The 25,459-nt window shown below is 72.6% G+C and carries 24 protein-coding genes; 17 read left to right on the top strand and 7 right to left on the bottom strand.

Annotated features, from left to right (window positions below; all coding sequences use genetic code 11):
• The first annotated feature begins 5 nt into the window (after nucleotides 1–5).
• The 16 genes from HJD23_RS24825 (at nucleotide 6) to HJD23_RS24900 (ending at nucleotide 17,137) form a co-directional block, all read left to right on the top strand.
• On the top strand, nucleotides 6–971 hold the full coding sequence (locus HJD23_RS24825; RefSeq protein ID WP_171108187.1) for a questin oxidase family protein: 966 nt from the start codon (nucleotides 6–8) through the stop codon (nucleotides 969–971).
• Between the two features lie 238 nt (nucleotides 972–1,209).
• On the top strand, nucleotides 1,210–2,676 hold the full coding sequence (locus HJD23_RS24830; RefSeq protein ID WP_171108188.1) for an FAD-dependent monooxygenase: 1,467 nt from the start codon (nucleotides 1,210–1,212) through the stop codon (nucleotides 2,674–2,676).
• Nucleotides 2,677–2,726: 50 nt separating this feature from the next.
• Entirely contained in the window at nucleotides 2,727–3,056 is a 330-nt protein-coding gene (locus HJD23_RS24835; RefSeq protein ID WP_171108190.1) for a TcmI family type II polyketide cyclase, read from the top strand.
• The gene (locus HJD23_RS24840) at nucleotides 3,053–4,324 is read left to right on the top strand and encodes a beta-ketoacyl-[acyl-carrier-protein] synthase family protein (protein ID WP_171108192.1); all 1,272 of its coding nucleotides are present in this window, start codon (nucleotides 3,053–3,055) and stop codon (nucleotides 4,322–4,324) included. Before HJD23_RS24835 ends, HJD23_RS24840 begins: the two co-directional genes overlap by 4 nt.
• Nucleotides 4,321–5,541 (top strand): ketosynthase chain-length factor, encoded by a 1,221-nt coding sequence (locus HJD23_RS24845; protein ID WP_171108193.1) that lies wholly within the window; start codon nucleotides 4,321–4,323, stop codon nucleotides 5,539–5,541. Before HJD23_RS24840 ends, HJD23_RS24845 begins: the two co-directional genes overlap by 4 nt.
• Before the next feature lie 246 nt (nucleotides 5,542–5,787).
• Nucleotides 5,788–6,060 carry an acyl carrier protein gene (locus HJD23_RS24850; RefSeq protein WP_171108195.1) on the top strand — a complete coding sequence of 91 codons (273 nt, stop codon included), beginning with the start codon at nucleotides 5,788–5,790 and terminating at the stop codon, nucleotides 6,058–6,060.
• 133 nt (nucleotides 6,061–6,193) lie between these two features.
• A complete protein-coding gene (gene fabG, locus HJD23_RS24855) occupies nucleotides 6,194–6,979 on the top strand; it encodes a 3-oxoacyl-ACP reductase FabG (protein ID WP_171108197.1) in 786 nt (261 codons plus the stop codon).
• 55 nt (nucleotides 6,980–7,034) lie between these two features.
• The gene (locus HJD23_RS24860; RefSeq protein WP_171108199.1) at nucleotides 7,035–7,979 is read left to right on the top strand and encodes an aromatase/cyclase; all 945 of its coding nucleotides are present in this window, start codon (nucleotides 7,035–7,037) and stop codon (nucleotides 7,977–7,979) included.
• A 2-nt stretch (nucleotides 7,980–7,981) separates the two neighbouring features.
• A complete protein-coding gene (locus HJD23_RS24865; RefSeq protein ID WP_171108201.1) occupies nucleotides 7,982–10,318 on the top strand; it encodes an SDR family oxidoreductase in 2,337 nt (778 codons plus the stop codon).
• A 4-nt stretch (nucleotides 10,319–10,322) separates the two neighbouring features.
• Nucleotides 10,323–11,741: an MFS transporter gene (locus tag HJD23_RS24870; protein WP_232107545.1), complete on the top strand. Its 1,419-nt coding sequence runs from the start codon at nucleotides 10,323–10,325 to the stop codon at nucleotides 11,739–11,741.
• 48 nt (nucleotides 11,742–11,789) lie between these two features.
• Complete coding sequence (locus HJD23_RS24875) at nucleotides 11,790–12,239, top strand: acyl carrier protein (protein WP_171108206.1); 450 nt, start codon at nucleotides 11,790–11,792, stop codon at nucleotides 12,237–12,239.
• Complete coding sequence (locus HJD23_RS24880) at nucleotides 12,236–13,045, top strand: 4'-phosphopantetheinyl transferase superfamily protein (protein ID WP_240980809.1); 810 nt, start codon at nucleotides 12,236–12,238, stop codon at nucleotides 13,043–13,045. The genes HJD23_RS24875 and HJD23_RS24880 overlap by 4 nt, the downstream gene beginning before the upstream one ends.
• 10 nt (nucleotides 13,046–13,055) lie before the next feature.
• Nucleotides 13,056–14,711 (top strand): acyl-CoA carboxylase subunit beta, encoded by a 1,656-nt coding sequence (locus HJD23_RS24885; protein WP_171108208.1) that lies wholly within the window; start codon nucleotides 13,056–13,058, stop codon nucleotides 14,709–14,711.
• Nucleotides 14,708–14,938: an acyl-CoA carboxylase epsilon subunit gene (locus HJD23_RS24890; RefSeq protein ID WP_206352703.1), complete on the top strand. Its 231-nt coding sequence runs from the start codon at nucleotides 14,708–14,710 to the stop codon at nucleotides 14,936–14,938. Before HJD23_RS24885 ends, HJD23_RS24890 begins: the two co-directional genes overlap by 4 nt.
• A 124-nt stretch (nucleotides 14,939–15,062) precedes the next feature.
• Nucleotides 15,063–16,016, top strand: a complete 954-nt coding sequence (locus HJD23_RS24895) for a nuclear transport factor 2 family protein (protein WP_171108211.1) — start codon at nucleotides 15,063–15,065, stop codon at nucleotides 16,014–16,016.
• A 155-nt stretch (nucleotides 16,017–16,171) separates the two neighbouring features.
• The gene (locus tag HJD23_RS24900) at nucleotides 16,172–17,137 is read left to right on the top strand and encodes an NAD(P)-dependent oxidoreductase (protein ID WP_197972283.1); all 966 of its coding nucleotides are present in this window, start codon (nucleotides 16,172–16,174) and stop codon (nucleotides 17,135–17,137) included.
• A gap of 31 nt (nucleotides 17,138–17,168) precedes the next feature.
• On the opposite strand, the gene HJD23_RS24905 is transcribed toward HJD23_RS24900, so the two are convergent.
• From HJD23_RS24905 to HJD23_RS24925, 5 genes are all read right to left on the bottom strand, one after another.
• Entirely contained in the window at nucleotides 17,169–18,332 is a 1,164-nt protein-coding gene (locus HJD23_RS24905; protein ID WP_171108213.1) for a serine hydrolase domain-containing protein, read from the bottom strand.
• A gap of 67 nt (nucleotides 18,333–18,399) precedes the next feature.
• Nucleotides 18,400–18,849, bottom strand: coding sequence for an organic hydroperoxide resistance protein (locus tag HJD23_RS24910; protein ID WP_171108215.1), 450 nt, complete (start codon nucleotides 18,847–18,849; stop codon nucleotides 18,400–18,402).
• Nucleotides 18,850–18,918: 69 nt separating this feature from the next.
• Nucleotides 18,919–19,665, bottom strand: coding sequence for an ABC transporter ATP-binding protein (locus HJD23_RS24915; protein WP_171108217.1), 747 nt, complete (start codon nucleotides 19,663–19,665; stop codon nucleotides 18,919–18,921).
• The gene (cbiQ, locus tag HJD23_RS24920; RefSeq protein WP_171108219.1) at nucleotides 19,653–20,414 is read right to left on the bottom strand and encodes a cobalt ECF transporter T component CbiQ; all 762 of its coding nucleotides are present in this window, start codon (nucleotides 20,412–20,414) and stop codon (nucleotides 19,653–19,655) included. The genes HJD23_RS24915 and cbiQ overlap by 13 nt, the downstream gene beginning before the upstream one ends.
• 1 nt (nucleotide 20,415) lies before the next feature.
• Entirely contained in the window at nucleotides 20,416–21,474 is a 1,059-nt protein-coding gene (locus HJD23_RS24925) for an energy-coupling factor ABC transporter permease (RefSeq protein ID WP_171108221.1), read from the bottom strand.
• Between the two features lie 167 nt (nucleotides 21,475–21,641).
• On the opposite strand from HJD23_RS24925, the gene HJD23_RS24930 reads away from it, so the two are divergent.
• Nucleotides 21,642–22,001: an SsgA family sporulation/cell division regulator gene (locus HJD23_RS24930; protein WP_171108223.1), complete on the top strand. Its 360-nt coding sequence runs from the start codon at nucleotides 21,642–21,644 to the stop codon at nucleotides 21,999–22,001.
• Nucleotides 22,002–22,011: 10 nt separating this feature from the next.
• On the opposite strand, the gene HJD23_RS24935 is transcribed toward HJD23_RS24930, so the two are convergent.
• Complete coding sequence (locus HJD23_RS24935) at nucleotides 22,012–23,685, bottom strand: penicillin-binding transpeptidase domain-containing protein (RefSeq protein WP_171108224.1); 1,674 nt, start codon at nucleotides 23,683–23,685, stop codon at nucleotides 22,012–22,014.
• 134 nt (nucleotides 23,686–23,819) lie between these two features.
• Nucleotides 23,820–25,451 carry a penicillin-binding transpeptidase domain-containing protein gene (locus tag HJD23_RS24940; protein ID WP_171108226.1) on the bottom strand — a complete coding sequence of 544 codons (1,632 nt, stop codon included), beginning with the start codon at nucleotides 25,449–25,451 and terminating at the stop codon, nucleotides 23,820–23,822.
• Nucleotides 25,452–25,459 lie beyond the last annotated feature (8 nt).

The following is a 25,459-nucleotide window of genomic DNA, read 5'->3' on the forward strand; positions in this document are numbered from 1 at the left end:
TCCACGTGGCAGCACTCACCTACAGCGACGCCGTGAGCGAGGCACTCCAGCGACTGCGCGGCGTGGGCTTCGAGCACGGCGGGTCCTTCGTCAACCACGCGCCGATGGCCGCGGAGGCGCTGGCGCACATGGGGTACGCCGACGAGGTGCCCGGCTGGGTCGACGACAACCTGCGCAACCGGGAGTACCACGACGTCCCCGAGCGCCGCTGGGACATCGACCCGGCCGACGAGGCGGACTGGCGTGGCGCGCTCGGGAACTTCTCCCGGGTCGCCGACTGGACCGCCCTGTTCGAGCGGGAGCTGACCGGGGCGCCGTGGACCGAGGTGCTGGCCCGCTGGTGGCCCCGGCTGCTGCCCGGCATGTCGGGGATGCTGACGCACGGGGTGATCCGCACCGCACACGCGGTGCGGGCCGTCGCCGCCGCGGGCGAGGAGAACAAGCTCCCACTGGCCGAGCTGGCCCAGGGGCTGGGTTACTGGGCTGCGCGGCACTCCACCGGCGGGGTGACCGTCGGCGAGGAGCCGGGGCTGGTCCTGCCGGAGGGGGACGACGGGCGGGAGCCGGTCGTCCGGGCGCTGGACGACCTGGTCGCCGAGTACGCCGGGATCTACGCCACCGTCGCCCAGCGGCACCCGATCCCGCTGATCCACGCGGTCACCGGGCCGGCCGCCGTACGGCTGGTCGTCGGGCATCTGCCCGAGGAGCAGCGGCTGCCGTCGTACCGGGTCGCGCGGGCCGTCAGCCGCACGATGCTCGACTGGTTCCACGCCACCCCGCGGCCCACGGCCCCGCTGCCCCGGGCGCCGGGCGTGGCGGAGGTGTTCGCGCGGGCCGCCGAGATCGGCGACGAGCACACCATCAAGCTCGCCGAGGTCGCCGTGCGGCACGAGGCGATCGCCCCCGACCCGCGGCACGCGGCCGCCGCACAGGTGGCCAACGACGGGATCGGCCGCTTCTACCGGCCCTAGGGCGTGTTTCGAAAGTAGCGTCGTCCGCCCGGAGGGCGGGGCCCGCGGCGTCTGGTGCGGTGCATCGCAAGGCGGAGGGTCGCCCGCGTACTGGGCGTACGCGGGCGATCCCGACAACGCAGCGAGGCGCCGTGCCAGGCGTCGCGGGCCAGACGGGACTTTCGAAACACGCCCTAGGGCTTTCCTGATCTGACCCGTTCCTTCCCCGCCCGGAGGGCGGGTTGTCCCGAGGAGTGTCATGGACGCAACTGTCATCGTCGTGGGCGCCGGACCGGCCGGGATGATGCTCGCCGGTGAGCTGCGGCTCGCGGGCGTCGACGTCATCGTGCTGGAGAAGCTGGCCGCGCGCACCGGGGAGTCGCGCGGCCTCGGCTTCACCGCCCGCACCATGGAGATCTTCGACCAGCGCGGACTGCTGCCCCGGTTCGGCGACATCGAGGTCAGCAACGTGGGCCACTTCGGCGGCCTGCCGGTCGACTTCGGAGTGCTCGACGGCGCCCACCAGGCCGCCAAGACCATTCCGCAGTCGGTCACCGAGACCGTCCTGGAGGAGTGGGCCACGCAGCTCGGCGCGGACATCCGGCGCCGGCACGAGGTGCTGTCCGTCAAGGAGAAGGAGGACAGCGTCGAGGTCGAGGTGCGCGGCCCCGAGGGCGTGCACCGGCTGCGCGCCGAGTACCTGGTCGGCTGCGACGGCGGACGGTCCACCATCCGCAAGGCCGCCGGCTTCGACTTCCCCGGCACGGCGGCCACGCTGGAGATGTTCCTCGCCGACGTCAAGGGCATCCAGCTGGAGCCCCGGATGATCGGCGAGACCCTGCCCGGCGGCATGGTCATGGTCGGCCCGCTGCCCGGTGGGATCACCCGGCTGATCGTGTGCGAGCGGGGCACCCCGCCGCAGCGCCGGGAGCAGCCGCCGACGTGGGACGAGGTGGCCGCGGCCTGGCAGCGGCTGACCGGCGACGACATCTCGCACGCCGAACCGGTGTGGGTGTCGTCCTTCGGCGACGCGACCCGGCAGGTCACCGAGTACCGGCGGGGGCGGGTCTTCCTCGCGGGCGACGCCGCGCACATCCACCTCCCGGCCGGCGGTCAGGGCATGAACACCAGCATCCAGGACTCGGTCAACCTCGGCTGGAAGCTCGGCGCGGTGGCACGGGGCCGGGCGCCGGAGGCGCTGCTCGACACCTACCACGCCGAGCGGCACCCGGTCGGCAAGCGGCTGCTGATGAACACCCAGGCGCAGGGGCTGCTGTTCCTGTCCGGGCCCGAGGTGCAGCCGCTGCGCGACGTGCTGACCGAGCTGATCCGCTACCCCGAGGTCAGCCGGCACTTCGCGGCGATGGTGTCCGGCCTGGAGATCCACTACGACCTCGACGGCGGTCCCCACCCGCTGCTCGGCCGCCGCCTGCCCGACGTGAAGCTGACCGGGCACCGGCTGGTCTCCTCCAGCACCGAGGCGCTGCACGCGGGCCGGGGTGTGCTGCTGGACCTCACGGACAACGAGCGGCTGCGCGACCGCGCCTGGGACTGGCAGGACCGCATCGACATCGTCACCGCCGAGCCCGTCCTGCCCGCCGGCAGCCCCCTCGCCGGCACCACGGCCGTCCTCGTCCGCCCCGACGGCTACGTGGCCTGGGCGGCCCCGGGCAGCCACGCGGACCTCCCGATGGCCCTGGAGCACTGGTTCGGCCCGGCGCGCTGAGCACGTCCGCCCCCGCCACCCCCTCCGACGTACCGCTGAATGGAGAGACCATGCACAGCACCTTGATCGTCGCCCGGATGGACCCGGGTCACAGCCATGAGGTGGCCCGGCTGTTCCAGGAGTTCGACACCACCGAGATGCCGCATCTGATGGGCACCCGGCGCCGTCAGCTCTTCACCTACCGCGGCCTGTACTTCCACCTCCAGGACTTCGACACCGACAACGGCGGCGAGCTGATCGAGGCGGCCAAGACCGACCCCCGCTTCGTGCAGATCAGCGAGGACCTCAAGCCGTTCATCGAGGCCTACGACCCGGCGACCTGGCGGTCCCCCGCCGACGCGGTCGCCACGCGTTTCTACGACTGGGAGGGCCGGGCGTGAACGCCAGGCGAGTGGTCATCACCGGGGTCGGTGTCACGGCCCCCGGTGGTGTCGGCACCAAGAACTTCTGGAACCTGCTCAGCGAGGGCCGTACCGCCACCCGGGGCATCACCTTCTTCGACCCGTCCTCCTTCCGCTCCCGCGTCGCCGCCGAGATCGACTTCGACCCGGAGGAGCACGGGCTGAGCCCGCAGGAGATCCGCCGGATGGACCGCGCGGCCCAGCTCGCCGTGGTCACCGCCCGGGAGGCGCTCGCCGACAGCGGCCTGGACCTGACCGGCGCGGACCCGCACCGGGTCGGCGTCACCATCGGCAGCGCGGTCGGCGCCACCATGGGCCTCGACCAGGAGTACCGCGTCGTCAGCGACGGCGGCCGGCTGGACCTGGTGGACCACACCTACGCCGTACCGCATCTGTACAACTACCTGGTGCCCAGCTCCTTCGCCGCCGAGGTGGCGTGGGCGGTGGGCGCCGAGGGCCCCGCGACGGTGGTGTCCACCGGCTGCACCTCGGGCCTGGACTCGGTCGGCCACGCCGCCGAGCTGATCCGTGAGGGCTCGGCCTGCGCGGTGGTGGCGGGTGCGACGGACGCCCCGATCTCCCCGATCACCCTGGCCTGCTTCGACGCCATCAAGGCCACCACCCCGCGCAACGACGACCCCGAGCACGCCTCGCGCCCCTTCGACGGGACCCGCAACGGCTTTGTGCTGGGGGAGGGTTCCGCGGTGTTCGTCCTGGAGGAGCTCCAGGGGGCGCTGAAGCGGGGCGCGCACATCTACGCCGAGATCGCCGGCTACGCCTCGCGCTGCAACGCCTTCCACATGACGGGCCTGCGCCCGGACGGCGTGGAGATGGCCGAGGCCATCACGGTCGCGCTGGACGAGGCCCGGCTGAACCCCGAGGACATCGACTACGTCAACGCGCACGGCTCGGGCACCAAGCAGAACGACCGGCACGAGACGGCCGCGTTCAAGAAGAGCCTGGGCGAGCACGCCTACCGGGCCCCGGTGTCCTCCATCAAGTCGATGGTCGGGCACTCGCTGGGCGCGATCGGCTCGATCGAGATCGCCGCCTCCGTCCTCGCCATGGAGCACAACGTCGTGCCGCCGACGGCGAACCTGCACACCCCCGACCCGGAGTGCGACCTGGACTACGTGCCCCTGACGGCCCGTGAGCACCGCACCGACGCGGTGCTGACCGTAGGCAGTGGCTTCGGTGGCTTCCAGAGCGCCATGGTGCTGGCCCGACCGGAGAGGAGCGCGGCATGAGCACGGCCGCGACGCGGACCGTCGTCACGGGGCTCGGCATCGCCGCCCCCAACGGCCTCGGTACGACCGACTACTGGGCGGCGACCCGCTCGGGCAAGAGCGGCATCGGCCGTATCACCCGCTTCGACCCCACCGGCTACCCGGCCAAGCTGGCCGGTCAGGTGCCCGGCTTCACCGCCGGGGACCACCTGCCCAGCAGGCTGCTCGCGCAGACCGACCACATGACCCGCCTCGCCCTGGTCGCCACCGACTGGGCGCTGGCCGACGCGGGCGTCACGCCCGCCGAGCTGCCCGCGTACGACATGGGCGTGGTCACCGCCAGTTCCTCCGGCGGTTTCGAGTTCGGGCAGGGTGAGCTGCAGAAGCTGTGGAGCCAGGGCAGCCAGTACGTCTCGGCGTACCAGTCCTTCGCGTGGTTCTACGCCGTCAACAGCGGCCAGATCTCGATCCGCAACGGCATGAAGGGCCCGAGCGGGGTGCTGGTCTCCGACCAGGCCGGCGGTCTGGACGCGCTCGCGCACGCCCGGCGGCAGATCCGCAAGGGCACCCAGCTGATCGTCTCCGGGTCGATCGACGCGTCGATCTGCCCGTGGGGCTGGGTCGCCCAACTGGCCGGCGGGCGGCTGTCGGACGGGGAGGAGCCCGACCGGGCCTACCTGCCCTTCGACGCGGCCGCCGCCGGACACGTGCCCGGCGAGGGCGGCGCCATCCTGATCCTGGAGTCCGCCGAGGCCGCCGCCCGGCGCGGTGCCCGGATCTACGGCGAGATCGCCGGCTACGGCGCCACCTTCGACCCCGCCCCCGGCACCGGCCGCCCGCCCGGCCTGCGCAAGGCCATCGAACTCGCCCTTGCCGACGCGGGCGTGGACGCCGGTGACGTCGACGTCGTCTTTGCCGACGCGGCGGCCGTGCCCGAGCTGGACCGGATCGAGGCGGACGCGCTGAACGACGTGTTCGGTCCGCACGGGGTCATGGTCACCGCCCCCAAGACGATGACCGGCCGCCTCTACTCCGGCGCCGCCCCGCTCGACGTGGCGACCGCCCTGCTCGCCATCCGCGACGGCGTCGTCCCGCCCACCACCAACGTGCGCGCCGACGCCACCTACGACCTCGACCTGATCACCGGCGAGCCCCGCCCCACCGACCTGCGCACCGCCCTGATCCTCGCCCGCGGCCACGCCGGCTTCAACGCGGCGACGGTGGTGACGGCGGCGTAGGCCGTCCGGCGGTTTTCGCGAGGGCGCGTTGCGGTGACGGTCGTTGCGGTCGCCGTGCAGGGCGGAAGCGCGGTGTGCCCGAGCGTGCGTCGCGGTGACGAGGCGTGTCCTGCCGCTGCCGCGCAAGGCGACCCCGCGCCGCCCCAGAACGCGCCCGCGTGTCCGGTCCGTTCGTATCTCCCGCGTCCGGGCCGGGCCGCGGGCGTCCGTACGTTCCCCGAAAGACCTTCACGAGAGGAACCACCCGTGTCCACCCAGTCCTTCACCCTCGACGACCTCAAGCGCATCCTCCTGGAGTCCGCCGGGGCCGACGAGAACGTCGACCTGGACGGCGACATCCTCGACACCGACTTCGAGGAGCTCAGCTACGAGTCGCTGGCCATCCTGGAGACCTGCGGCCGCATCGAGCGCGACTACGGCATCTCCCTCGACGACAGCGTCGTCACCGAGGCCAGGACGCCGCGCGCCCTGCTGGAGATCGTCAACGTCCAGCTGGCGGAGTCGGCGCAGGCCGCCTGAGCCACCACGGCGGCGCAGCCCCCGAGGCCGTACCCCTCAACCAGTCACCCCCACCGTGCGCCGGTGCCCGTCCCCGAGCCGGGCACCGGCGCACCCCCAGACATGCACACATGCCGACAAGGGAGCAGCAGACATGTCCGACAAGCACGAGCGGGTCGCCCTCGTCTCCGGGGCCACCAGTGGAATCGGCCTCGCGGTGGCGCGGCTGCTGGCCCAGCAGGGTCACCGCGTCTTCCTCGGCTCCCGCGACGCCGACAACGTCGCCCGGACCGTCAAGGAGCTGACCGCCGAGGGTCTCGACGCCGACGGCGCCACCCTCGACGTGCGCTCGGCGCTGTCCATCGAGAACTTCGTCCAGGCCGCCGTGGACCGCTACGGCACCGTCGACGTCCTGGTCAACAACGCGGGCCGGTCCGGCGGCGGCGTCACCGCGGACATCGACGACGAGCTCTGGTACGACGTCGTCGAGACCAACCTCAACAGCGTCTTCCGGCTCACCCGCGCGGTCCTCACCACCGGCGGCATGCGGCACAAGAACCGCGGCCGGATCATCAACATCGCCTCCACGGCCGGCAAGCAGGGCGTCGTCCTCGGCGCCCCCTACTCCGCCTCCAAGCACGGCGTCGTCGGCTTCACCAAGGCCCTCGGCAACGAGCTCGCCCCCACCGGCATCACCGTCAACGCGGTCTGCCCCGGTTACGTCGAGACCCCCATGGCGCAGCGGGTGCGCGCCGGTTACGCGGCGGCGTACGACACCACCGAGGACGCCATCATGGAGAAGTTCACGGCGAAGATCCCGCTCGGCCGCTACTCCACCCCCGAGGAGGTCGCCGGGCTGGTGGGCTACCTCGCCTCCGACACCGCCGCCTCCATCACGGCACAGGCCCTCAATGTCTGCGGCGGCCTCGGCAACTTCTGATCCGCCCGATCCGCCCGATCCGCCCGCCCCCCCGTACCTTTCGAGGAGTTCACGCATGTCCGCATCCGAGCTGCGGGAAGTCGAGCACGAGATCACGATCGCGGCGCCGGCCGCCGAGGTCTACCGCCTGATCGCCGACGTGGCGAACTGGCCGCGGATCTTCCCCCCGACCATCTACGTCGACCACCTGGAGCGCTCCGGCACCGAGGAGCTGATCCGGATCTGGGCGACCGCCAACGGTGAGCCCAAGAACTGGACCTCGCGCCGCGTCCTGGACCCGGACGCCCTGCGGATCACTTTCCGCCAGCAGGTCTCCACCCCGCCGGTCGCCTCCATGGGCGGCACCTGGATCATCGAGCCGCAGGACGGGACGACCTCGCGCGTGCGGCTGCTGCACGACTACACGGCCGTCGACGACGACCCCGCGAGCCTGAAGTGGATCGACGAGGCCGTGGACCGCAACTCCCGCTCGGAACTCGCGGCCCTGAAGACCAACGTCGAACTCGCCGCCGCCTCCGCGGAGCTGACGTTCTCCTTCGAGGACACCGTCGAGGTCGAGGGGTCCGCCAAGGACGTCTACGACTTCGTCAACGAGGCCGGTCTGTGGTCCGAGCGGCTGCCGCACGTGGCGACCGTCCGGCTCACCGAGGACACCCCGGGCCTGCAGACCCTGGAGATGGACACCCGCGCCAAGGACGGCTCCACGCACACCACCAAGTCGTACCGGGTGTGCCTGGAGGGCCGGAAGATCGCCTACAAGCAGACCACGCTGCCGGCCCTGATGAACCTGCACACCGGCTACTGGACGTTCACCGACACCGGCACCGGCTGCACCGCCTCCTCGCAGCACACCGTCGTGCTGCGCCCGGAGAACATCGAGAAGATCCTCGGCCCCGAGGCGGGCGTCGCCGAGGCCCGGGAGTACGTGCGAACGGCGCTGAGCACCAACAGCCGCGCCACCCTGGGCCACGCCAAGGCGTACGCCGAAGCGAGGCGCTGACCATGGTCGGCGCCGACGCCGCCGTTACGGACGTCGTCGTGGTCGGCGCCGGACCCGTCGGGCTGATGCTCGCCGGGGAACTGCGGCTCGGCGGCGCCGACGTGACCGTACTGGAACGCCTGGCCGCCCCGACGACTCAGTCGCGGGCGTCCACGCTGCACGCGCGGACCATGGAGCTGCTGAGGCAGCGCGGGCTGCTCGACGAGCCCGGCGGCTTCGGCGACCCGCTGCCGCCGCACGAACCGCGCGGCCACTTCGGCGGACTGCCGCTGGACCTCACGCTGCCCAGCCCCTACCCGGGGCAGTGGAAGGTGCCGCAGGTGCGCACCGAGGAACTCCTCGGCGCCCGCGCGGCCCGCCTCGGCGCGCGCGTCCTGCGCGGCCACGAGGTCACCGGACTGGCCCAGGACGCAAGGCAGGTGACGGTGACGGCCCGGCATGCCGGGCGGCGGGTGACGTTCACCGCGCGGTACGTCGTCGGCTGCGACGGCGAGCAGTCGGCGGTACGGCGGCTCGCGGGCGTCGGCTTCCCCGGCAACGACGCCGAGCGGGAGCTGATCCGCGCCGACGTCGACGGCATCGAGATCCCGGGCCGGCGGTTCGAACGGCTGCCGAAGGGGCTCGCCATCGCCGCCCGGCGCGGGGACGGTGTCACCCGCGTGATGGTCCACCGGTTCGGCGCCCCGCCGCGCGCCGGCGAGGCGGACTTCGCCGACATCGTCGCCGCCTGGCGGGAGGTCACCGGCGAGGACATCTCGCACGGCACCCCGCTGTGGGTCAACGCGTTCGGCGACGCCTCCCGGCAGGCCGAGCGCTACCGCTCCGGTCGCGTGCTGCTCGCCGGTGACGCCGCCCACCAGCAGATGCCGATCGGCGGCCAGGCACTCAACCTCGGCCTCCAGGACGCCGTCAACCTCGGCTGGAAACTGGCGGCGACCGTGCGCGGCCGTGCCCCCGAGGGCCTTCTCGACACCTACCACGAGGAACGGCACGCCGTCGGCCGCCGGGTCCTGTCCAACATCCGCGCCCAGGCCCGGCTGCTGCTGGGCGGGCCGGAGGTGGAGGCCCTGCGCTCGGTGATCGGCGAGCTGACGTCGTACGAGCGGGTGCGGGCGCATCTGGCGGGGATGATCAGCGGGCTGGACGTGCGGTACGGAGGGGACAGCGGGCCCAGGCTCGTCGGATCCCGGCTGCCCGAGGCCGCCCTCCTGGGAACCGACGCTCCACCGACCACCCTCGACCTGCTCCGCCCCGCGCGCGGCGTGCTGCTCGTTCTGACCGGTGCCGCGGAGGCGTTCGCAGGGGTGGCGCGGCCGTGGTCCGGTGCCGTCGACACCGTGACCGCGCGCCCCGCCGACCGCGGCGCACTGCCCGACGCGGCCGCCCTCCTCGTACGCCCGGACGGATACATCGCCTGGGCCGGCGACACCCCGGACGGCCTCGAAGCGGCGCTCGCCCGGTGGTTCACGCCCGACGCGCGCACCGGCACCGCACCCCACCTCGGACCCCACCTCGGACCCCACCTCGCACCCCACCCCGCACACCCCCACCGACACCACAACGTCAGGAGAAGGAAGATGGGCAACCTGACCGGCAAAACGGCGCTCGTCACGGGCGCCAGCCGAGGCATGGGCCGGGCCACCGCCGAGCGGCTCGCCCGCGACGGCGCGCTGGTCGCCGTGCACTACGGCACCAGCGAGGACGCGGCCGCCGAGGTCGTCGCCGGGATCGAGAAGGACGGCGGCCGGGCGTTCGCCGTACGCGCCGAACTCGGCACGCCCGGCGATGTGCACGAGCTGTTCCTCGCCCTGGAGGAGGGACTGAAGGAGCGCACCGGCTCCACCGAGCTGAACATCCTGGTCAACAACGCAGGTGTGATGGGCGGGGTGAAGCCCGAGGACACCACGCCGGAGCAGTTCGACCGGATCTTCGCGGTCAACGCCAAGGCGCCGTTCTTCATCGTCCAGCGCGCCCTGGCGAACATGCCCGACGGCGGGCGGATCGTGAACATCTCCTCGGGGCTGACCCGGTTCGCCAACCCCGACGAGATCGCGTACGCCATGAGCAAGGGCGCCATCGAGCAGCTCGCCCTGCACTACGCCAAGGCGCTCGGCCCGCGCGGCATCACCGTCAACAGCGTCGCCCCCGGCATCACCCGCAACGGCAACCCGCTGTTCGACATCCCCGAGGCCGTCGAGGCGATGGCGGCGCTGTCCACCTTCAACCGGGTCGGCGAACCGCAGGACGTCGCCGACGTCGTCGCCTTCCTCGTCTCCGACGATGCCCGCTGGGTCACCGGCTCCTTCGTCGACGCCAGCGGCGGCACCCTCCTGGGGTGACGCCATGACCAGGACGTACCCCGCACCCGAGGTCGGCACCGGGGACGGGCGGTGGAGCCCGCGGCTGTGGGGGCTCCTGCTCGTGCTCGCCGGCAACATGCTCATCGACGCGCTCGAAGTGTCCGTGGCGGTCGTGGCGCTGCCCGCGATCGGCACGGACCTCGGGCTGCCGCTGACCGATGTGCACTGGGCGATGACCGGCTTCGCCGTCGGCTTCGGCGGTCTGCTGCTGTTCGGCGCCCGGGTGGTGAGCCTGCTGGGGCGCCGCCGGGTCTATCTGGCGGCGCTGCTCGCCTTCGCCGCCGCCTCCGCCCTGAGCGCGCTCGCCCAGGAGCCGGCGCTGCTCGTCGCCACCCGTGTCGTCAAGGGTTTCTGCGCCGCGCTGACCGCCCCCACCGGCCTCGCCATCATCGCCACCGCCTTCCCGCAGGGCCCGGCCCGCGACCGGGCGGTGTCCGTCTACGCCCTGTTCGGCGCCGGCGGCTTCACCGCCGGCCTGCTGCTGTCCGGCTGGCTCACCGAGATCAGCTGGCGGCTGTCCTTCGCGTTCCCGGCCCCGGTCGTGCTGATCCTGTTCGCCCTCGGCCTCAAGCTGATCCCGGGCGAGGAGACGGGGGAAGTGAACAACGCCCCACGCCGCTACGACATCACCGGCGCCGTCACCTTCACGGCGGCGCTCCTCGCCCTGGTGTACGGCATCGGCGCCGTGGCCGCGCACGGCTGGACCGCCCCCCGGGCCGCCGGGCCGCTCGCCGCGGCGGTGCTGCTGCTCGTGGCCTTCACGGTCGTCGAACGCACCACTCCCGAACCCCTCGTGAAGCCGCTGGGCAACGCGGCGCTGATCCGGTCGGCGCTCGGCGCGGCCTGCCTCAACGGCTCCTATCTGGGGCTGCTGTTCGTGCTGACGTACCAGATGCAGACCGTCGCGGGCTGGTCGCCGCTGACGGCCGCGCTGGCCCTCGTACCGGCCGCCGCCCCACCCGCGGTCACCGCGCTCGCCTCCGGGCGCCTGGTCGCCCGCTTCGGCGCACCCCGGCTGATCGCGGCCGGCGCCGCCTGCGCGTTCGCCGGGTACCTGCTGCAACTCGGCCCGTCCTGGCCGCTGGACTACCCCACCCGGCTGCTGCCGACGCTGCTGCTGGTCGGGGCCGCCTTCGTGCTGTCCTTCGCCGCGCTGAACATGCGGGCGACCTCGGAACTGGGCCCCGCCGACCGGGGCGCGGGCAGCGGCCTGTACCAGACGGCCGTCCAACTCGCCGCGGCGATCGCCGTCGCGGCCGTCGCCGCGCTGCTCGCCTCGGCCGCGGTACCCGGCGCCACCGCGGCCGAGGCGGTCGAGGCCGGCCGGCCCGCGCTGGTGTTCGTGGCCGCACTCGGCGGTGCCGGACTGCTCGTCGGCCTCACCGGCCTCCGGCGCGGATGAGCCATCCCGCCCTCCCTTCCACCCACCGACTCCCAACGGGGCACGCCCATGGACCAGACAACGAAGACCTGGGTCTTCGACGACCTCGATGATTTCGACGACTTCGACTACGAGTTCGAGCAGGACACCGTCGTCGACGTGGACCCCCCGGACCCGGCCCACCTGGCCGCCTGCGACGAGGCCGAGCGGGTCCGCCTGATCGACGCGTACGTCCGCGCCGAACTCGCCCGGGTGCTGCGGGTGCCGCCGCACACCATCGACACCGAGGGCCGCCCGATGAACAGTCTCGGCATCGGGTCCATCAACGGCCTCGAACTCCAGCGCCGGATGGAGGCGGCTCTCCACCTCGACGTCAACCTCAACATGCTGCTGCGCGCCAACAGCGCCGCCGAACTCATCGAGTGCCTGTCCGGGCAGCTCGGCCCGGGGGACAGCCCGCACAAGCGCGGCGGGCAGGGCGCCCACCTGGTCTCGCACGACGGGCCGGGCACGACGTGATTCCGGAGCTGGTGGTCCGCGAGGGACCCGAGACCGCGAGGACGCGGCTGCCGGCCCCGGGGCAGCTCGACGTGTGGCTGGTGCGCCGGCCCCGGCTGGAGACGGCGGCCGAGCTGCTGGACCTGTCCGAGCTGGACGACGCGGAACGCCGGCGCACCGCCTCCTTCGTCCGCCCCACCGACGGCATCACCTACGCCTCCGCGCATGTCGCGCTGCGCCGGCTGCTCGGCGCCTACCTGGGGCTGACGCCGCGCGAGGTGCCGTTCGTGCGGGAGCCCTGCCCCGGGTGCGGCAAGCCGCACGGGCGGCCCGCCGTCGCCCACCCCGACCCGCCGCTGCACTTCTCCCTGGCGCACAGCCACGGCATGGCCGTCGTCGCCGTCGCCGCCACCGTGCTCGGCGCCGACGTGGAACGGCTGCCGAGGGACGAGACCGTCGAGGTGTGCTCCCCGGCACTGCACCCGGGGGAGCAGGCGGAGCTGGCGGGCCTGGCCGGCGAGGAGCGGCGTGAGCTGTTCGGGCGGATGTGGACCCGCAAGGAGGCCTACCTCAAGGCGCTGGGCACCGGCCTGTCCCGGGATCCGGGCCAGGACTACCTGGGGGCCGACCGGCGCCGCCGCCCGTCCGGGTGGACGCTGCTGGACCTGCCGTCCGGGCCCCGCCACAACGCCGCCGTCGCGGTGCTGGGCGGGCCGCCGGAGCGGGTCACCGTGCGCTGGGTCCCGCCGTCCGCGCTGTACGCGGGCGGGACGGTGGACCTGGACGCCGACGGCATGACCACGCATGAACCTGACTGGGGAGCGTGAGACCCACCAAATGACGACCGACCAGAAGTCCGACCAGAATTCCCATCAGAAGTCCGACCAAGGGTCCGACCAGGGGTCCGACCGGCCGAGCCTGCACGACCGTGAGCACCGCGGTCAGTGGAGCGCCGCGGAACGGCTGGAGGAACTGAGCCTGATCAAGCAGGCCGCCCGGCACGGCGATCCGCTGGCCACCGAGCGGCAGCACGCCAAGGGCAAGCTCACCGCCCACGAGCGGATCGAACTCCTGCTCGACGAGGGGTCGTTCACCGAGGTCGAGATGTTGCGCCGGCACCGGGCGACCGGCTTCGGGCTGGAGAAGAAACGTCCCTACACCGACGGTGTGATCACCGGCTGGGGCACGGTCCACGGCCGTACGGTCTTCGTCTACGCGCATGACTTCCGCATCTTCGGCGGCGCGCTCGGCGAGGCCCACGCCCAGAAGATCCACAAGATCATGGACATGGCGGTGGCGGCGGGCGCGCCGCTGGTGTCGCTGAACGACGGCGCGGGCGCCCGGATCCAGGAGGGCGTCAGCGCGCTCGCCGGCTACGGCGGCATCTTCCAGCGCAACACGCGCGCGTCCGGCGTCATCCCGCAGATCAGCGTGATGCTCGGCCCGTGCGCGGGCGGTGCCGCCTACAGCCCCGCCCTGACCGACTTCGTCTTCATGGTCCGCGACATCGCCCAGATGTTCATCACCGGACCCGACGTGGTCAAGGCCGTCACCGGCGAGGAGATCTCCCAGAACGACCTCGGCGGCGCCGACGTGCACGCGACCACCTCCGGGGTGGCCCACTTCGCGTACGACGACGTCCGCGCGTGCCTGGAGGACGTGCGCCACCTGCTCTCCCTGCTGCCGTCCAACAACCGCGACCTGCCGCCCAGAGCGCCGAGCGCCGACCCGGCCGACCGGCGCACCGACCGGCTGCTGGACCTGGTGCCCGAGGACCCCAGCCGGGTGTACGACATCCGGGCCGTCATCGAGGAGATCGTCGACGACGGCGACTACTTCGAGGTCCACCCGGGCTGGGCGACCAACGTGGTGTGCGCGCTGTCCCGGCTGGACGGCGAGGTCGTCGCCGTCGTCGCCAACCAGCCGGCCTCCTACGCCGGGGTCCTCGACATCGACGCCAGCGAGAAGGCGGCGCGGTTCGTGCAGTTCTGCGACGCCTTCAACATCCCGATCATCACGCTCATCGACGTACCGGGCTTCCTGCCGGGCGTCGACCAGGAGCACAACGGGATCATCCGGCGCGGCGCCAAGCTGCTGTACGCCTACTGCAACGCTACGGTGCCCCGCATCTCGCTGGTGCTGCGCAAGGCGTACGGCGGCGCCTACATCGTGATGGACTCCCGGTCCATCGGCACCGACCTGGCGCTGGCCTGGCCGTCCAACGAGATCGCGGTGATGGGCGCGGAGGGCGCGGCGAACGTCATCTTCCGCCGGGAGATCGCCGCCGCCGACGACCCGGACGCCACCCGGGCCCAGAAGATCAAGGAGTACCAGGCGGAGCTGATGCACCCCTACTACGCCGCCGAGCGCGGCCTGATCGACGATGTGATCGATCCCCGGGACACCCGCGGAACCCTGGTCCGCGCCCTGGCCATGCTGCGCAGCAAGCACGCCGACCTGCCGTGCCGCAAGCACGGCAACCCGCCGCAGTGAGCACGCGGGACGCGCTGGTCATCAAGGTCGTCAAGGGCACCGCGACACCGGCGGAACTCGCGGCCCTGACCAGCGTGCTGCTCTCCCGCGCCGCCGCCCTCGCGGCCCTCGGCCCCGGTCTGCAGGACCGGGCCCCCACCCCCACGGCGACCTGGCGCCGTCCGGAACGCGTCCCGGCGCACCGCGATCCACGGGGCTGGCGGGCCTCGGGCAGCCGGGCGGCGTAGGCGCTCCGCCGGAGGTGCCGCGCGGTGCCGTTGATCGCCCGCGGCACCGTCGTGGCCGGTCGTGCCCACGCGGCGGAGCCGTATACCGATACAGCGCCGCCCTAGGAAACGGAGCTTCTTCCCCATGACCTCCCCGCACCTCGAACAGACCGACACCATCACCCTCCCGCGCGCCGAACTCGACGCCCTGAAGGAGAGGTTGCGCGCACTGGCCGACCGCGCCGAGATCACCGAACTCGTCGACCGGTACGTCACCCTGCTCGACGCCCAGGACGCCCACGGGTACGACGACAGCTGGCCCCGCACGGTCTTCACCGACGACTGCCGGCTGGAGTTCCCGGTCGGCACGGTGCGCGGCCTGGACACCGCCGCCGCCTTCCACTTCGACCGGAAGTCACGGTTCGCCCGCACCCACCACCTGGCCTCCACCTACGGCATCACGCTGGACGGCGACACGGCCCGCCTCCGCGTCCACATCTTCGCCTCCCACGTCCACCACGACGACGGCCCCGACCCCGGCGGCCGCTTCGACATCGGCGGCTACAGCGAGGGCGAGGCCGTACGCACCCCGGACGGCTGGCGGATCAGCCGCTGGCGTTTCCACCTGGTGTGGTCCGACGGCGCGGGACCGCGCCCCGGCCCGGCACCCGCCGCCCTGCGCAGCTCCCAGCCCCGCCCGCGCGCCCAGCGCCCGACCGCCGACCCCGCACCCCGAAAGGACGACACCGTGTCAGGAACCCCGGCCGCCACCCTGGACCTAGGCGCCCTGCGCACCGCTCCCGGCGAGGCCCGGCTGCGGGCCATCGAGGCGTTCGTCTGCCGCACCCTGGAGACGTACCTCGACGTTCCGCCCGCCCACCGCATCCACCGCAGCCGCCCGCTCTACGCCCAGGGCATCGACTCCCTCACCGCCCTGGCCTTCCAGCGCAAGCTGGAGAACGCCCTGCGGATCCCGGTGCCCACCCACCACCTCCTGCGCGAGCAGTCGGTCAGCGAACTCGCCGCCACGCTGGACGACCTGCTCACGCACGCGGACCGGGCCGAGCGCCGCCGGGAGGCCGCGACGGCGTCCGTGTAGGCGGGCGCCACCGAGGGGGCGGCGCCCCCCGCCCCCGACCGACCAACCGATCCCAAGGCCCCTTGCCGCGCGGGCCGTAGGTATAGAAAAGTGGCGCCACGACACCTCTGATCACCCACCTGATCACATCACTGAGCCCCGGCGGAAGGCCGCACTTGAGCCCCGAACGCATCCTGGTGACCGGCGGCACCGGTTTCATCGGCTCGCATGTCGTCCCCCTGCTGCGGACCGCGTCCGCCACCTCCGACGGCGCCACCCTCCGCCTGCTCACCCACCGCCGCCCCGGCCCCGACGCCACCGGCGGCGACCTGGAGACGGTGCACGGCGACCTCGCCGACCCGGCGTCCCTGCACGGCGTCTGCGAAGGCGTCACGACCGTCCTTCACCTGGCCGCCCGCATCGGCGGCACCCCCGAGGAGTGCCGGACCGTCAACGAGGAGGGCACCCGCGCCCTGCTCGCCGAGGCCGCCAGGGCGGGCGTGGGCCGGATCGTGCAGCTCGGCACCGCCGCCGTCTACGGCGACGGACCGCACCGCGGCGAGCGCGAGGGCCGGATCACCGAGGCGCCGGTCTCCCCGACCAGCGAGACCCGCCTCGCCGGCGAACGGCTGGTCCTGGCCGCCGGCGGCACCGTCGTACGCCCGTACCTCGTCTACGGCGAGGGCGACACCTGGGTCGTGCCCGGCCTCGTCCAGCTGCTGCGCCGCCTGCCCCACTGGGTGGACGGCGCGGGCGCCCGCCTCTCCCTGATCTCGGCGCCGGTCCTCGCCCGCGCCCTGACCGAACTGGCCCTCGCGCCCCACGAGCCGACGCCGCCCGCGGGCCGCGTCCTGCACGCCGCGCACCCCGAGCCCGTGACCCTGCGGGAACTCGTCACGACCGTCTGCGAAGCCCTGGACCTGCCCCTGCCCACCGGCGAGATCACCCTCGACGAGGCCCTGCACCGCCTCGCCCCCCACGGCCCCGCCGCCCGCCGCCCACTCGCCCTGGTCACCGTCGACCGCTGGTACGACAGCGGCGCCCTGTGGTCGTTGCTGAGCACCGGCCCGGGAGCCCCTTTCGCGGAGACGTTCAAGGAATGCGCCCCCTGGTACCGCCGGGCCCTGGCCGACGCCCTCTGAAGGGACACCCTCGGGCGCCCAGCCGGACCCCTCAGGCCTCCAGCACCCCCCGCAGCGCCCGCACCAGTGCCTGCGCCCGGGGATCCGCCGTCACGCTCTTGCGGAAGCCGTTGGTGACATAGCCGAAGGCGATACCCGACTCGGGGTCCGCGAAGCCGAGCGCGCCGCCGCGGCCGGGGTGGCCGAAGGACGTGGGGGAGAGCAGCGGGGACGCGCTGCCGTGCAGCATGTAGCCGAGCCCGAAGCGGGTGCTCACGACCAGCACCCGGTCCGGCCCCACCGACTGCTCCGCGCGCGCCAGCTCCACCGTCTCCGGCGTGAACAGCCGTATCCCGCCGTCCACTTCGCCGATCAGCGAGGCGTAGAAGCGGGCGAGTCCGTCCGCCGTCGCGATGCCGTTGGAGGCGGGCAGGGCGGCGGCCCGGTAGACGGGGTCGTTCTCGTCGGGCGTCGGCGATATCGCGCCGAAGGAGCGGCGGGTGAGGGAGTCCCGGTCGGCGTACGCGTCGGCCACCGCCCGCTTGGGCCGCGTCCTCAGCCCGTTCGCCGCCTCAGGAGCCTCGACCTTGCCGACCCGCCCCACGCGCGCCGTCTCGCCCTCCGGCAGCCCGAGCCACAGCTCGGCCCCGAGCGGCCCGGCGATCTCGTCGGCGATCCACTCCCCGACCGAACGCCCGGTGACCCGCCGTACCACCTCACCGACCAGCCAGCTGAACGTCTGCGCGTGATACCCGTGCGCACTCCCCGGCTCCCACACCGGTGCCTGCGCGGCCACCGCCGCGGCACCGAGGTCCGGGTCGGCGGCCTCGGCCACGGTCAGCGGCCGGTCCAGCACGGGCACCCCGGCCCGGTGCGCGAGCAGATGCCGTACGAGGGTCCGCTCCTTGCCCGCCGCCTTGTACTCCGGCCACAGCTCCCCGACCGGCGCGTCCAGGTCCAGCTCGCCCCGCTGACGCAGCATCAGCAGTACGGCGGCGGCGACGCCCTTCGTCGCCGAGCGCACGATCTGCGCGGTGCCGTGCTCCCAGGGCGCCGTACCGTCGACGTCCTTCGTGCCGCCCCACAGGTCGACGACCTTGCGCCCGTGCCGGTAGACGGTCACGGCGGCGCCCCGGTCGCCGAGCACCTCGAAGTTCCGCACGAACGCTTCCCTGACCGGCTCGAAGCCCTCGGCCACTGTGCCGTTCACGTCCACGTCCGTACTCCGTTCCGTTCACTCACCCGCGACAGTGGGTGCAACGCACACGGACAGCCCGCGATTCCTACCCCAGCAGGATCGTGACGTCGATGTTGCCACGGGTGGCGTTGGAGTACGGGCACACCTCGTGGGCCTCGTCGACCAGCTTCGCCGCGATGTCCGCATCGAGGACCGGCAGCGAGACGCTCAGGGCGACCGCGAGGCCGTAGCCGCGCCGCTTGTTGGGACCGATGCCGACCTTCGCGGCGACGGTGGAACCGGTCAGGTCGAAGCCGGACCGGTTGCCGACCAGGATCAGGGCGTTGTGGAAGCAGGTGCTGTAGCCGGCCGCGAACAGCTGCTCGGGGTTGGTGCCGATGCCGTCACCGCCCAGCTCCGGCGGCATCGCCACCTTCAACTCGATCTGCCCGTCCTGGCTGGTGACATAGCCGTCCCGACCGCCGTGCGAGGTGGCCTCGGCGACGTACATGATCTTCGTCGGACGGGTGTCGATGGCGGTGGCCTCGTCGGTCATGGTCGACAAGGTACTGACAAGTAGAGTGTCTGTTGTTACCAGGGGGTAGAAACCGTCGGTAACCCGAGATCAGCGGCTCGGGTCGAAGCCGAACGGCAGTTCCAGGCGGTGGGTGCGCATCAGCTCGTCGTTCGCCAGGAGCTCGGCCGTCTTGCCGTCCGCCGCGATGACGCCCTCGCTGAGGATGAGGGAGCGGGGGCACAGCTCCAGGGCGTACGGCAGGTCGTGCGTGACCATGAGGACCGTGACGTCCAACGAGCGCAGGATGTCGGCCAGTTCGCGGCGGGAGGCGGGGTCGAGGTTGGAGGAGGGCTCGTCGAGGACGAGGATCTCCGGCTCCATGGCGAGCACGGTCGCCACGGCCACCCGGCGGCGCTGCCCGAAGGACAGATGGTGCGGCGGGCGGTCCTGGAACCCGGCCATCCCGACCTGCTCCAGCGCCCGCTCCACCCGCTCCTGAAGCTCCGCCCCCTTCAGCCCGGCCGCCGCCGGTCCGAACGCCACGTCCTCGCGGACGGTCGGCATGAAGAGCTGGTCGTCGGGGTCCTGGAAGACGATGCCGACCTTGCGCCGGATCTCGGCCATGTGGGCCCGGTCCACGGGCAGTCCGGCCACCCGCACCGAGCCCGTACCGCCGTCGAGGATGCCGTTGAGGTGCAGCACCAGCGTGGTCTTCCCGGCACCGTTGGGCCCGAGCAGCGCGACCCGCTCGCCGCGCTCGATGCGGAAGTCCACGCCGAACAGGGCCTGGTGCCCGTCGGGGTAGGCGAAGGCGAGGCCGGAGACCTCCAGGGAAGCTTCAGTCACAGCACCCATCCCAGCAGACAGACGATCAGGGCGGCACACGGCAGGGCGAGGGCGTACGACCACTGCGCCCGGGACGCGGTCACCTCGTCGATCACCGGCATGACCCCGGCGTACCCCCGGCTCACCATCGCCAGATGCACACGCTCGCCGCGTTCGTAGGAGCGGATGAACAGCGCCCCCGACGACTTGGCGAGCACCCCCCAGTGCCGCAGGCCGCGTGCCTCGAAGCCGCGCGACTCCCGCGCGATCCGCATCCGCCGCATCTCGTCGGTGATGACATCGCCGTACCGGATCATGAAGGAGGCGATCTGCACCAGCAGCGGCGGCAGCCTCAGCCGTTGCAGGCCGAGCAGCAGCTCGCGCAGTTCGGTGCTGGCGGCCAGCAGGACGGACGCGGCGACGCCCAGGGTGCCCTTGGCGAGCACGTTCCAGGCGCCCCACAGCCCGCTGACGCTCAGCGACATGCCCGCCACCTCGACCCGCTCGCCCTCCGCCACGAACGGCAGCAGCACGGCGAACGCGACGAACGGCACCTCGATCAGCAGCCGTTTGAGCAGAAAGCCGAACGGAACGCGGGCGAGCCCGGCGACCACGCCCAGCAGCACGGCGTACGCCCCGAACGCCCACATCGCCTCGCGCGGTGTGGAGACCACGACCACCACGAAGGCGAACGTGGCGGCGAGCTTGGTGTGCGGCGGCAGGGCGTGCACGGGCGACGAGGCCCGCCGGTAGAGCTTGTGGGCGTGCCCCGCACCCATGTCAGACGCTCGTGTTGGTGGGCGAGGACGTCTGAGCCGCCTCATCCGTACGACGCCGGCGTACCGCCCAGAAGATCGCGCTGCCCGCGACGACGGTCACGCCGACGCCGATGACACCGGCGAGGCCGCCGGAGAGGCGGGCGTTGCCGATGTCCTTGACGCCGTAGTCGGCGAGCGGCGAGTCGGCGACGTCGTGCTCCTTTGCGGACTGGGCGAAGCCCTTGTCCTCGGCGACCTTCTCCAGGCCGTCGGGGCTGGCGGAGGCGTAGAAGCTGACGAACCCGGCGAGGACGAGGGAGGTGGCGAGGCCGCTGATCCACAGCGTGCGGCGGGAGGTCCGGGCGGCGGGCGCGGGCGCCTCGGCGGCGGGCGCGTCGACGAGTTCGCCGCCGACCCGCAGCTTCAGCGGCTGCCGCAGGTCACGGGCGCCGTAGACCAGGTCCTGCCGTACGGCGATCACGGCGCCCACCGTCAGCGCGGTGATCGCGGCCTCGCCGATGCCGATGAGGATGTGCACGCCGACCATGGCGGTGGCGACCTTGCCGATGGCGACGTCCGTGGTGCCGCCGATCGCGTAGAACGCCGTGAAGGCGAGGGCGGCGGCCGGCACCGAGATCAGCGCGGCGACGAAGGAGGCGGCGGTGATCGACCGCCGGGTGCGCGGCAGCACCTTCACGAGGGCGCGGAAGACGACGTAGGCGACGGCGACACCGACGACCGACATGTCGGTGATGTTCACGCCGAGCGCGGTCAGGCCGCCGTCCGCGAAGAGGAGGCCCTGCATGAGCAGGACGACGGATATGCACAGGGCGCCCGTGTAAGGGCCGACGAGAATCGCGGCGAGGGCACCGCCGAGCAGATGTCCGCTGGTCCCGGCCGCGACCGGGAAGTTCAGCATCTGCACCGCGAAGATGAACGCCGCCACCAGACCGGCCAGCGGCGCGGTCCGCTCGTCCAGCTCGCGCCGGGCGCCGCGCAGGCTCACGGCGACGGCACCCGCGGCGACGACTCCGGCCACGGCGGAGGTCGGGGCGTTGATGAATCCGTCAGGTACATGCACCGTTCGATGATAGTGGCTTAATGCGAACGTATTGCAAGAGCGAAGCTCTCCCTGTTGTGAAGATGAGATAAGCGGCTCCGGCAGGCGTAAGCCAGGAAATATGGGACATTGGAAGGGAAGCGGATGCATAGTTTCCGCATAGGTCACGCACGGTAAGGGGTCGGCCGATGTCCGTAGTCGAGCAGTACGCGCGAGCCCATATCGTCACGGACAGCGACGTCCAGGTGCTGGACGAGCGGGGAGCGATTCCGGTCGTTCTGCGCTACGACCCGGACCGGGATCCGCGCGCGGTGCGCATAGGCCTGCCCGGCCCGCACGAGTGGACCTTCGCCCGGGACCTTCTCGAACAGGGCCTGCGCGCCCCCGCCGGGTCCGGCGAGGTCCGGGTGTGGCCGTGCGGGCGGGTGCAGGCCGTCGTCGAGTTCCACTCCCCGCAGGGGACCGCGGTCGTCCAGTTCGACACCAAGGCGCTGATCCGCTTCCTGCGGCGCACCTACCTGGTCGCCCCAACCCCCGTACGAACCTGACCGGAAGCCGTCAGCCGCCCTGCTTCAGCAGCGCCGCCACGATCGGGCCCGCCGTCTCCCCGCCGTGCCCGGCCGCCTGGACGACACCGGCGGCGGCGAGATCGCCCCGGTAGGCGGTGAACCAGCCGTTGGGCTTCTTCTGCCCGTCGACCTCCGCGGAGCCGGTCTTGGCGCCGACGTCACCGGTGACCCCTGCCATCGCCTCCGCCGCCGTGCCGTAGGCCGCCGTGTAGGCCATCAACTCGCGCAGCTTCGCCAGGGTGTCCGCGGACATCGTGCGCGAGGCCGTGGCCAGGGAGCGGCCGTCCACGGACGGGGCGACCAGGTACGGCTGGTGGAAGACGCCCGCCTTGACCGTCGCCGACACCGACGCCATGTTCAGCGGGTTCATCCGCACTCCGCCCTGACCGATGAGCGACGCCGCCATCGGCGCCTTGGACTGCACCGGTACGGAACCGTCGAAGGTCGGCACGCCGACCGCCCAGTTGTTCAGCGACAGGCCGAACACCTGCTGCGCCTGCTTGGTCAGGTCGTCGTCGTTCAACTCGGGCGCCTGACTGATGAACGCCGTGTTGCAGGACCGGGCGAAACTCGCCTTGAACGTGCCGCCCTTGATCTCGAACTTGTCGTCGTTCTGGAACTTCCAGCCGCCGTACGTGAAGTACTTGGGGCACGGATGCGCCTTCTCCGGTGAGGCCAGCCCCTTCTCGATGAGCAGCGACGAGGTGATGACCTTCATCGTCGAGCCCGGCGCCAGCGAGCCCTGCAACGCGGTGTTGAAGTTGGGGTTGGAGTTCGCGACCGCCAGGATCTCGCCCGTCGAGGGCCGCAGTACCACCACGGAGGCACGCGCGCGGGAGGCGACCTGCTGCTCCGCGGCCGTCTGCAGGCTCGCGCTGAGCGTCGTCCTCACCTCGCCCGGCGTGCCCTCGCTCAGCTCCAGGACCGTCTTGTCGGACAGTTCCTGCTTCTGGGAGGCCTCGCCGCGCACCACCCGGAGTTCGACCCCGGCCGTGCCGCCCGCCGTCTTGCCGTACTTCTCACGCAGCCCGTCCAGCACCGGACCCAGCGACGCGTACTTCTCGGTGGTCAGCTCGTCGCCGTCCCGGTCCAGCGCCTTGACCGGCGGCGTGCCCGCCTCGCCGGTGACGAGCCGGTCGCCCTCGCGCAGATCGGGGTGGAGGACCGACGGCTGCCAGCCGACCAGCGGCTCGCCGTCCGCGGCCCGGCGGACGACCTTCAGTGAACTCCGGTACGTCAGCGGCTTGCTGACGTCCTCGTACGCCACCGTGCCCGTCACCGTGAACGGCACGGTGTCGCCCGTGCGGGCGCCCGGGGTGAGCGTGAGGTCCTTGATGTGTGCGTCCTTGGCGTACGCGGCCAGCAGCGTCTTCGCCGCCGTGGCGTCGTCGGTGGCGGCCGCCGCGCCGGCCATCTCGCCCTGCTGCCAGGCCGTGAGGAACGCCTGGGCGGCGGTGGTGACCTCCTTCGCGGACAGCGGGCCGGTCTTCACCGACTTCTCCCGTCCGGCGGCAGCCGTGGACGTGCCGTCCTCGGCCGCGGCGCCGGTGCCGAACAGCGCGTAGGCACCGATCCCGGCACCGCCCACGACCACGGCGATCACCCCGCCGATCACGGCGGGCCTGGTCTTCCGTCGCTCGGCGACGCGCCTTCTCTTGCCCACTGCTTCCCGATCCTCCGCGTGATCCCCGGGCCCGCCCCCGCGCTCGGCGCGGCCCTTACGGCCGTACCGGCCTCGTGGTCCTCACAGTCCCCAACGACGGCACCACCCTAGAGTCCCCGCCTGTGCGGGTGACGTCAGCCACCCGCGCGCAGCACGGCCGCCACGATCGGGCCCGCCGCCTCGCCGCCCCGCCCGCCCTGCTGGGCCATGGCCGCCGCGGCGACGTCGTCGCGGTAGCCGGTGAACCAGCTGTCCGCCTTGGCGTTGCCGTCGACCTCGGCCGAGCCGGTCTTCGCGCCGATGCTGCCGGACAGGCCGGACATCACGGAGGCGGCGGTGCCGCTGGTGGCGGTGCGGTTCATCATGGCGCGCAGCTGGGCGACGGTGTTCCCCGACAGCCCCTTCGCCGTGGCCAGTTCCCGTCCGTCCAGGCTCTGCGGCACGATCACCGGCTGCCGGAAGGCGCCCGTGATCGCGGTCGCCGTGACCGACGCCATGTTCAGCGGGCTCATCTGCACCTGGCCCTGGCCGATCAGGTTGGCGGCGGTGTCCGGGCCGCCGGAGGCGGGGACCGAGCCGTCGAAGGAGGGGACGCCGATCTTCCAGTCGTTCCGGCCGATACCGAACCGGTCCTGCGCCTCGCGGGTCAGGGAGTCCACCTTCAGCTCGTCCGCGAACTTGATGAAGGCGGTGTTGCAGGAGCGGGCGAAGCTCTCGGAGAGGGTGGCGTTCTCGTTCGGGGTCATACCGGTGAGGTTGTGGAACGTCTGGCTCTGCCAGACCGCCGAGTCGGGGCAGGGCGCGGGCCCGCTCATGCTGGTGAGCCCGTTGTCGATGAGGGTGGCCGCGCTGAGGATCTTCATCGTGGAGCCGGGCGCCACCTCACCGAGGAACGCGGCGTTCCAGCCGTCCGCGCGGTTGTTGGCGACGGCCAGGATCTCGCCGGTGCTCGGCTTGACGGCGACCACGGAGGACTCGTCGTACTGCGCGACCGCCTTCTCGGCCGCCGCCTGCGCGGTCGCGCTCAGCGTCGTGCGCAGCTTGCCGGGCTCGCCCTCGGAGAGGGTGAGCAGCGTCGTGTCGGCGGCCTCGGTGGTGGTGTGCCGGACGGCGAGTTCGACGCCGGGCGTGCCGCCGGCCTTGTCGCCGTAGCGGGCGCGCAGTTCGTCCAGGATCGGGCCGAGGGAGGGGTACTTGTCCTTCGACAGCACGGTGCCGTTGCGGTCCACCGCCTCGATCTGCGGGGTCGCCGCCTCCTCGGTGACAAGGATGTCGCCGTCCTTCAGACCGGGGTGGACCACGGCCGGGTCCCAGTCGACCAGCGCCCGCCCGGTGGTCTCCCCGCGCACGACGGTGAGCCGGCTGTCGTACGCCAGCGGCTTGGACTTCCCCTCGTACGACACCGTCGCCTTCACCGAGAACGGCACGGTACGGCCCTGTGCCTTGCCCGGCGTGATCTTCACGTCGGTGATGTGCGCGTCCTGCCCGAAGGACGCCAGCACGGGCTCGGCCGCCTCCGCGAAGTCCGTGTACGACGCCGCCTTCGCGCCCTGCCCCTGCTCCCAGGCCGCGAAGAACTGACGGCTCGCCTCCTGGACCTCCGCACTGCTGGGCGGCCCGGTCCGCACCGGCTCGGGCTCGCTCGCGGCCGCCGTCCCCCCGTCACCGTTCAGCGCGGAGACGAAGTTGTACGCGCCGTACCCGGCCCCTCCGACCATCACCGCGAACACACTGCCGACGGCGGCAGCCTTGACCCCCTTGCGCATGGCGCGTC

Origin of the sequence: Streptomyces sp. Z423-1, from assembly GCF_013009255.1 — a bacterium.
Lineage (GTDB): Bacteria > Actinomycetota > Actinomycetes > Streptomycetales > Streptomycetaceae > Streptomyces > Streptomyces gossypiisoli.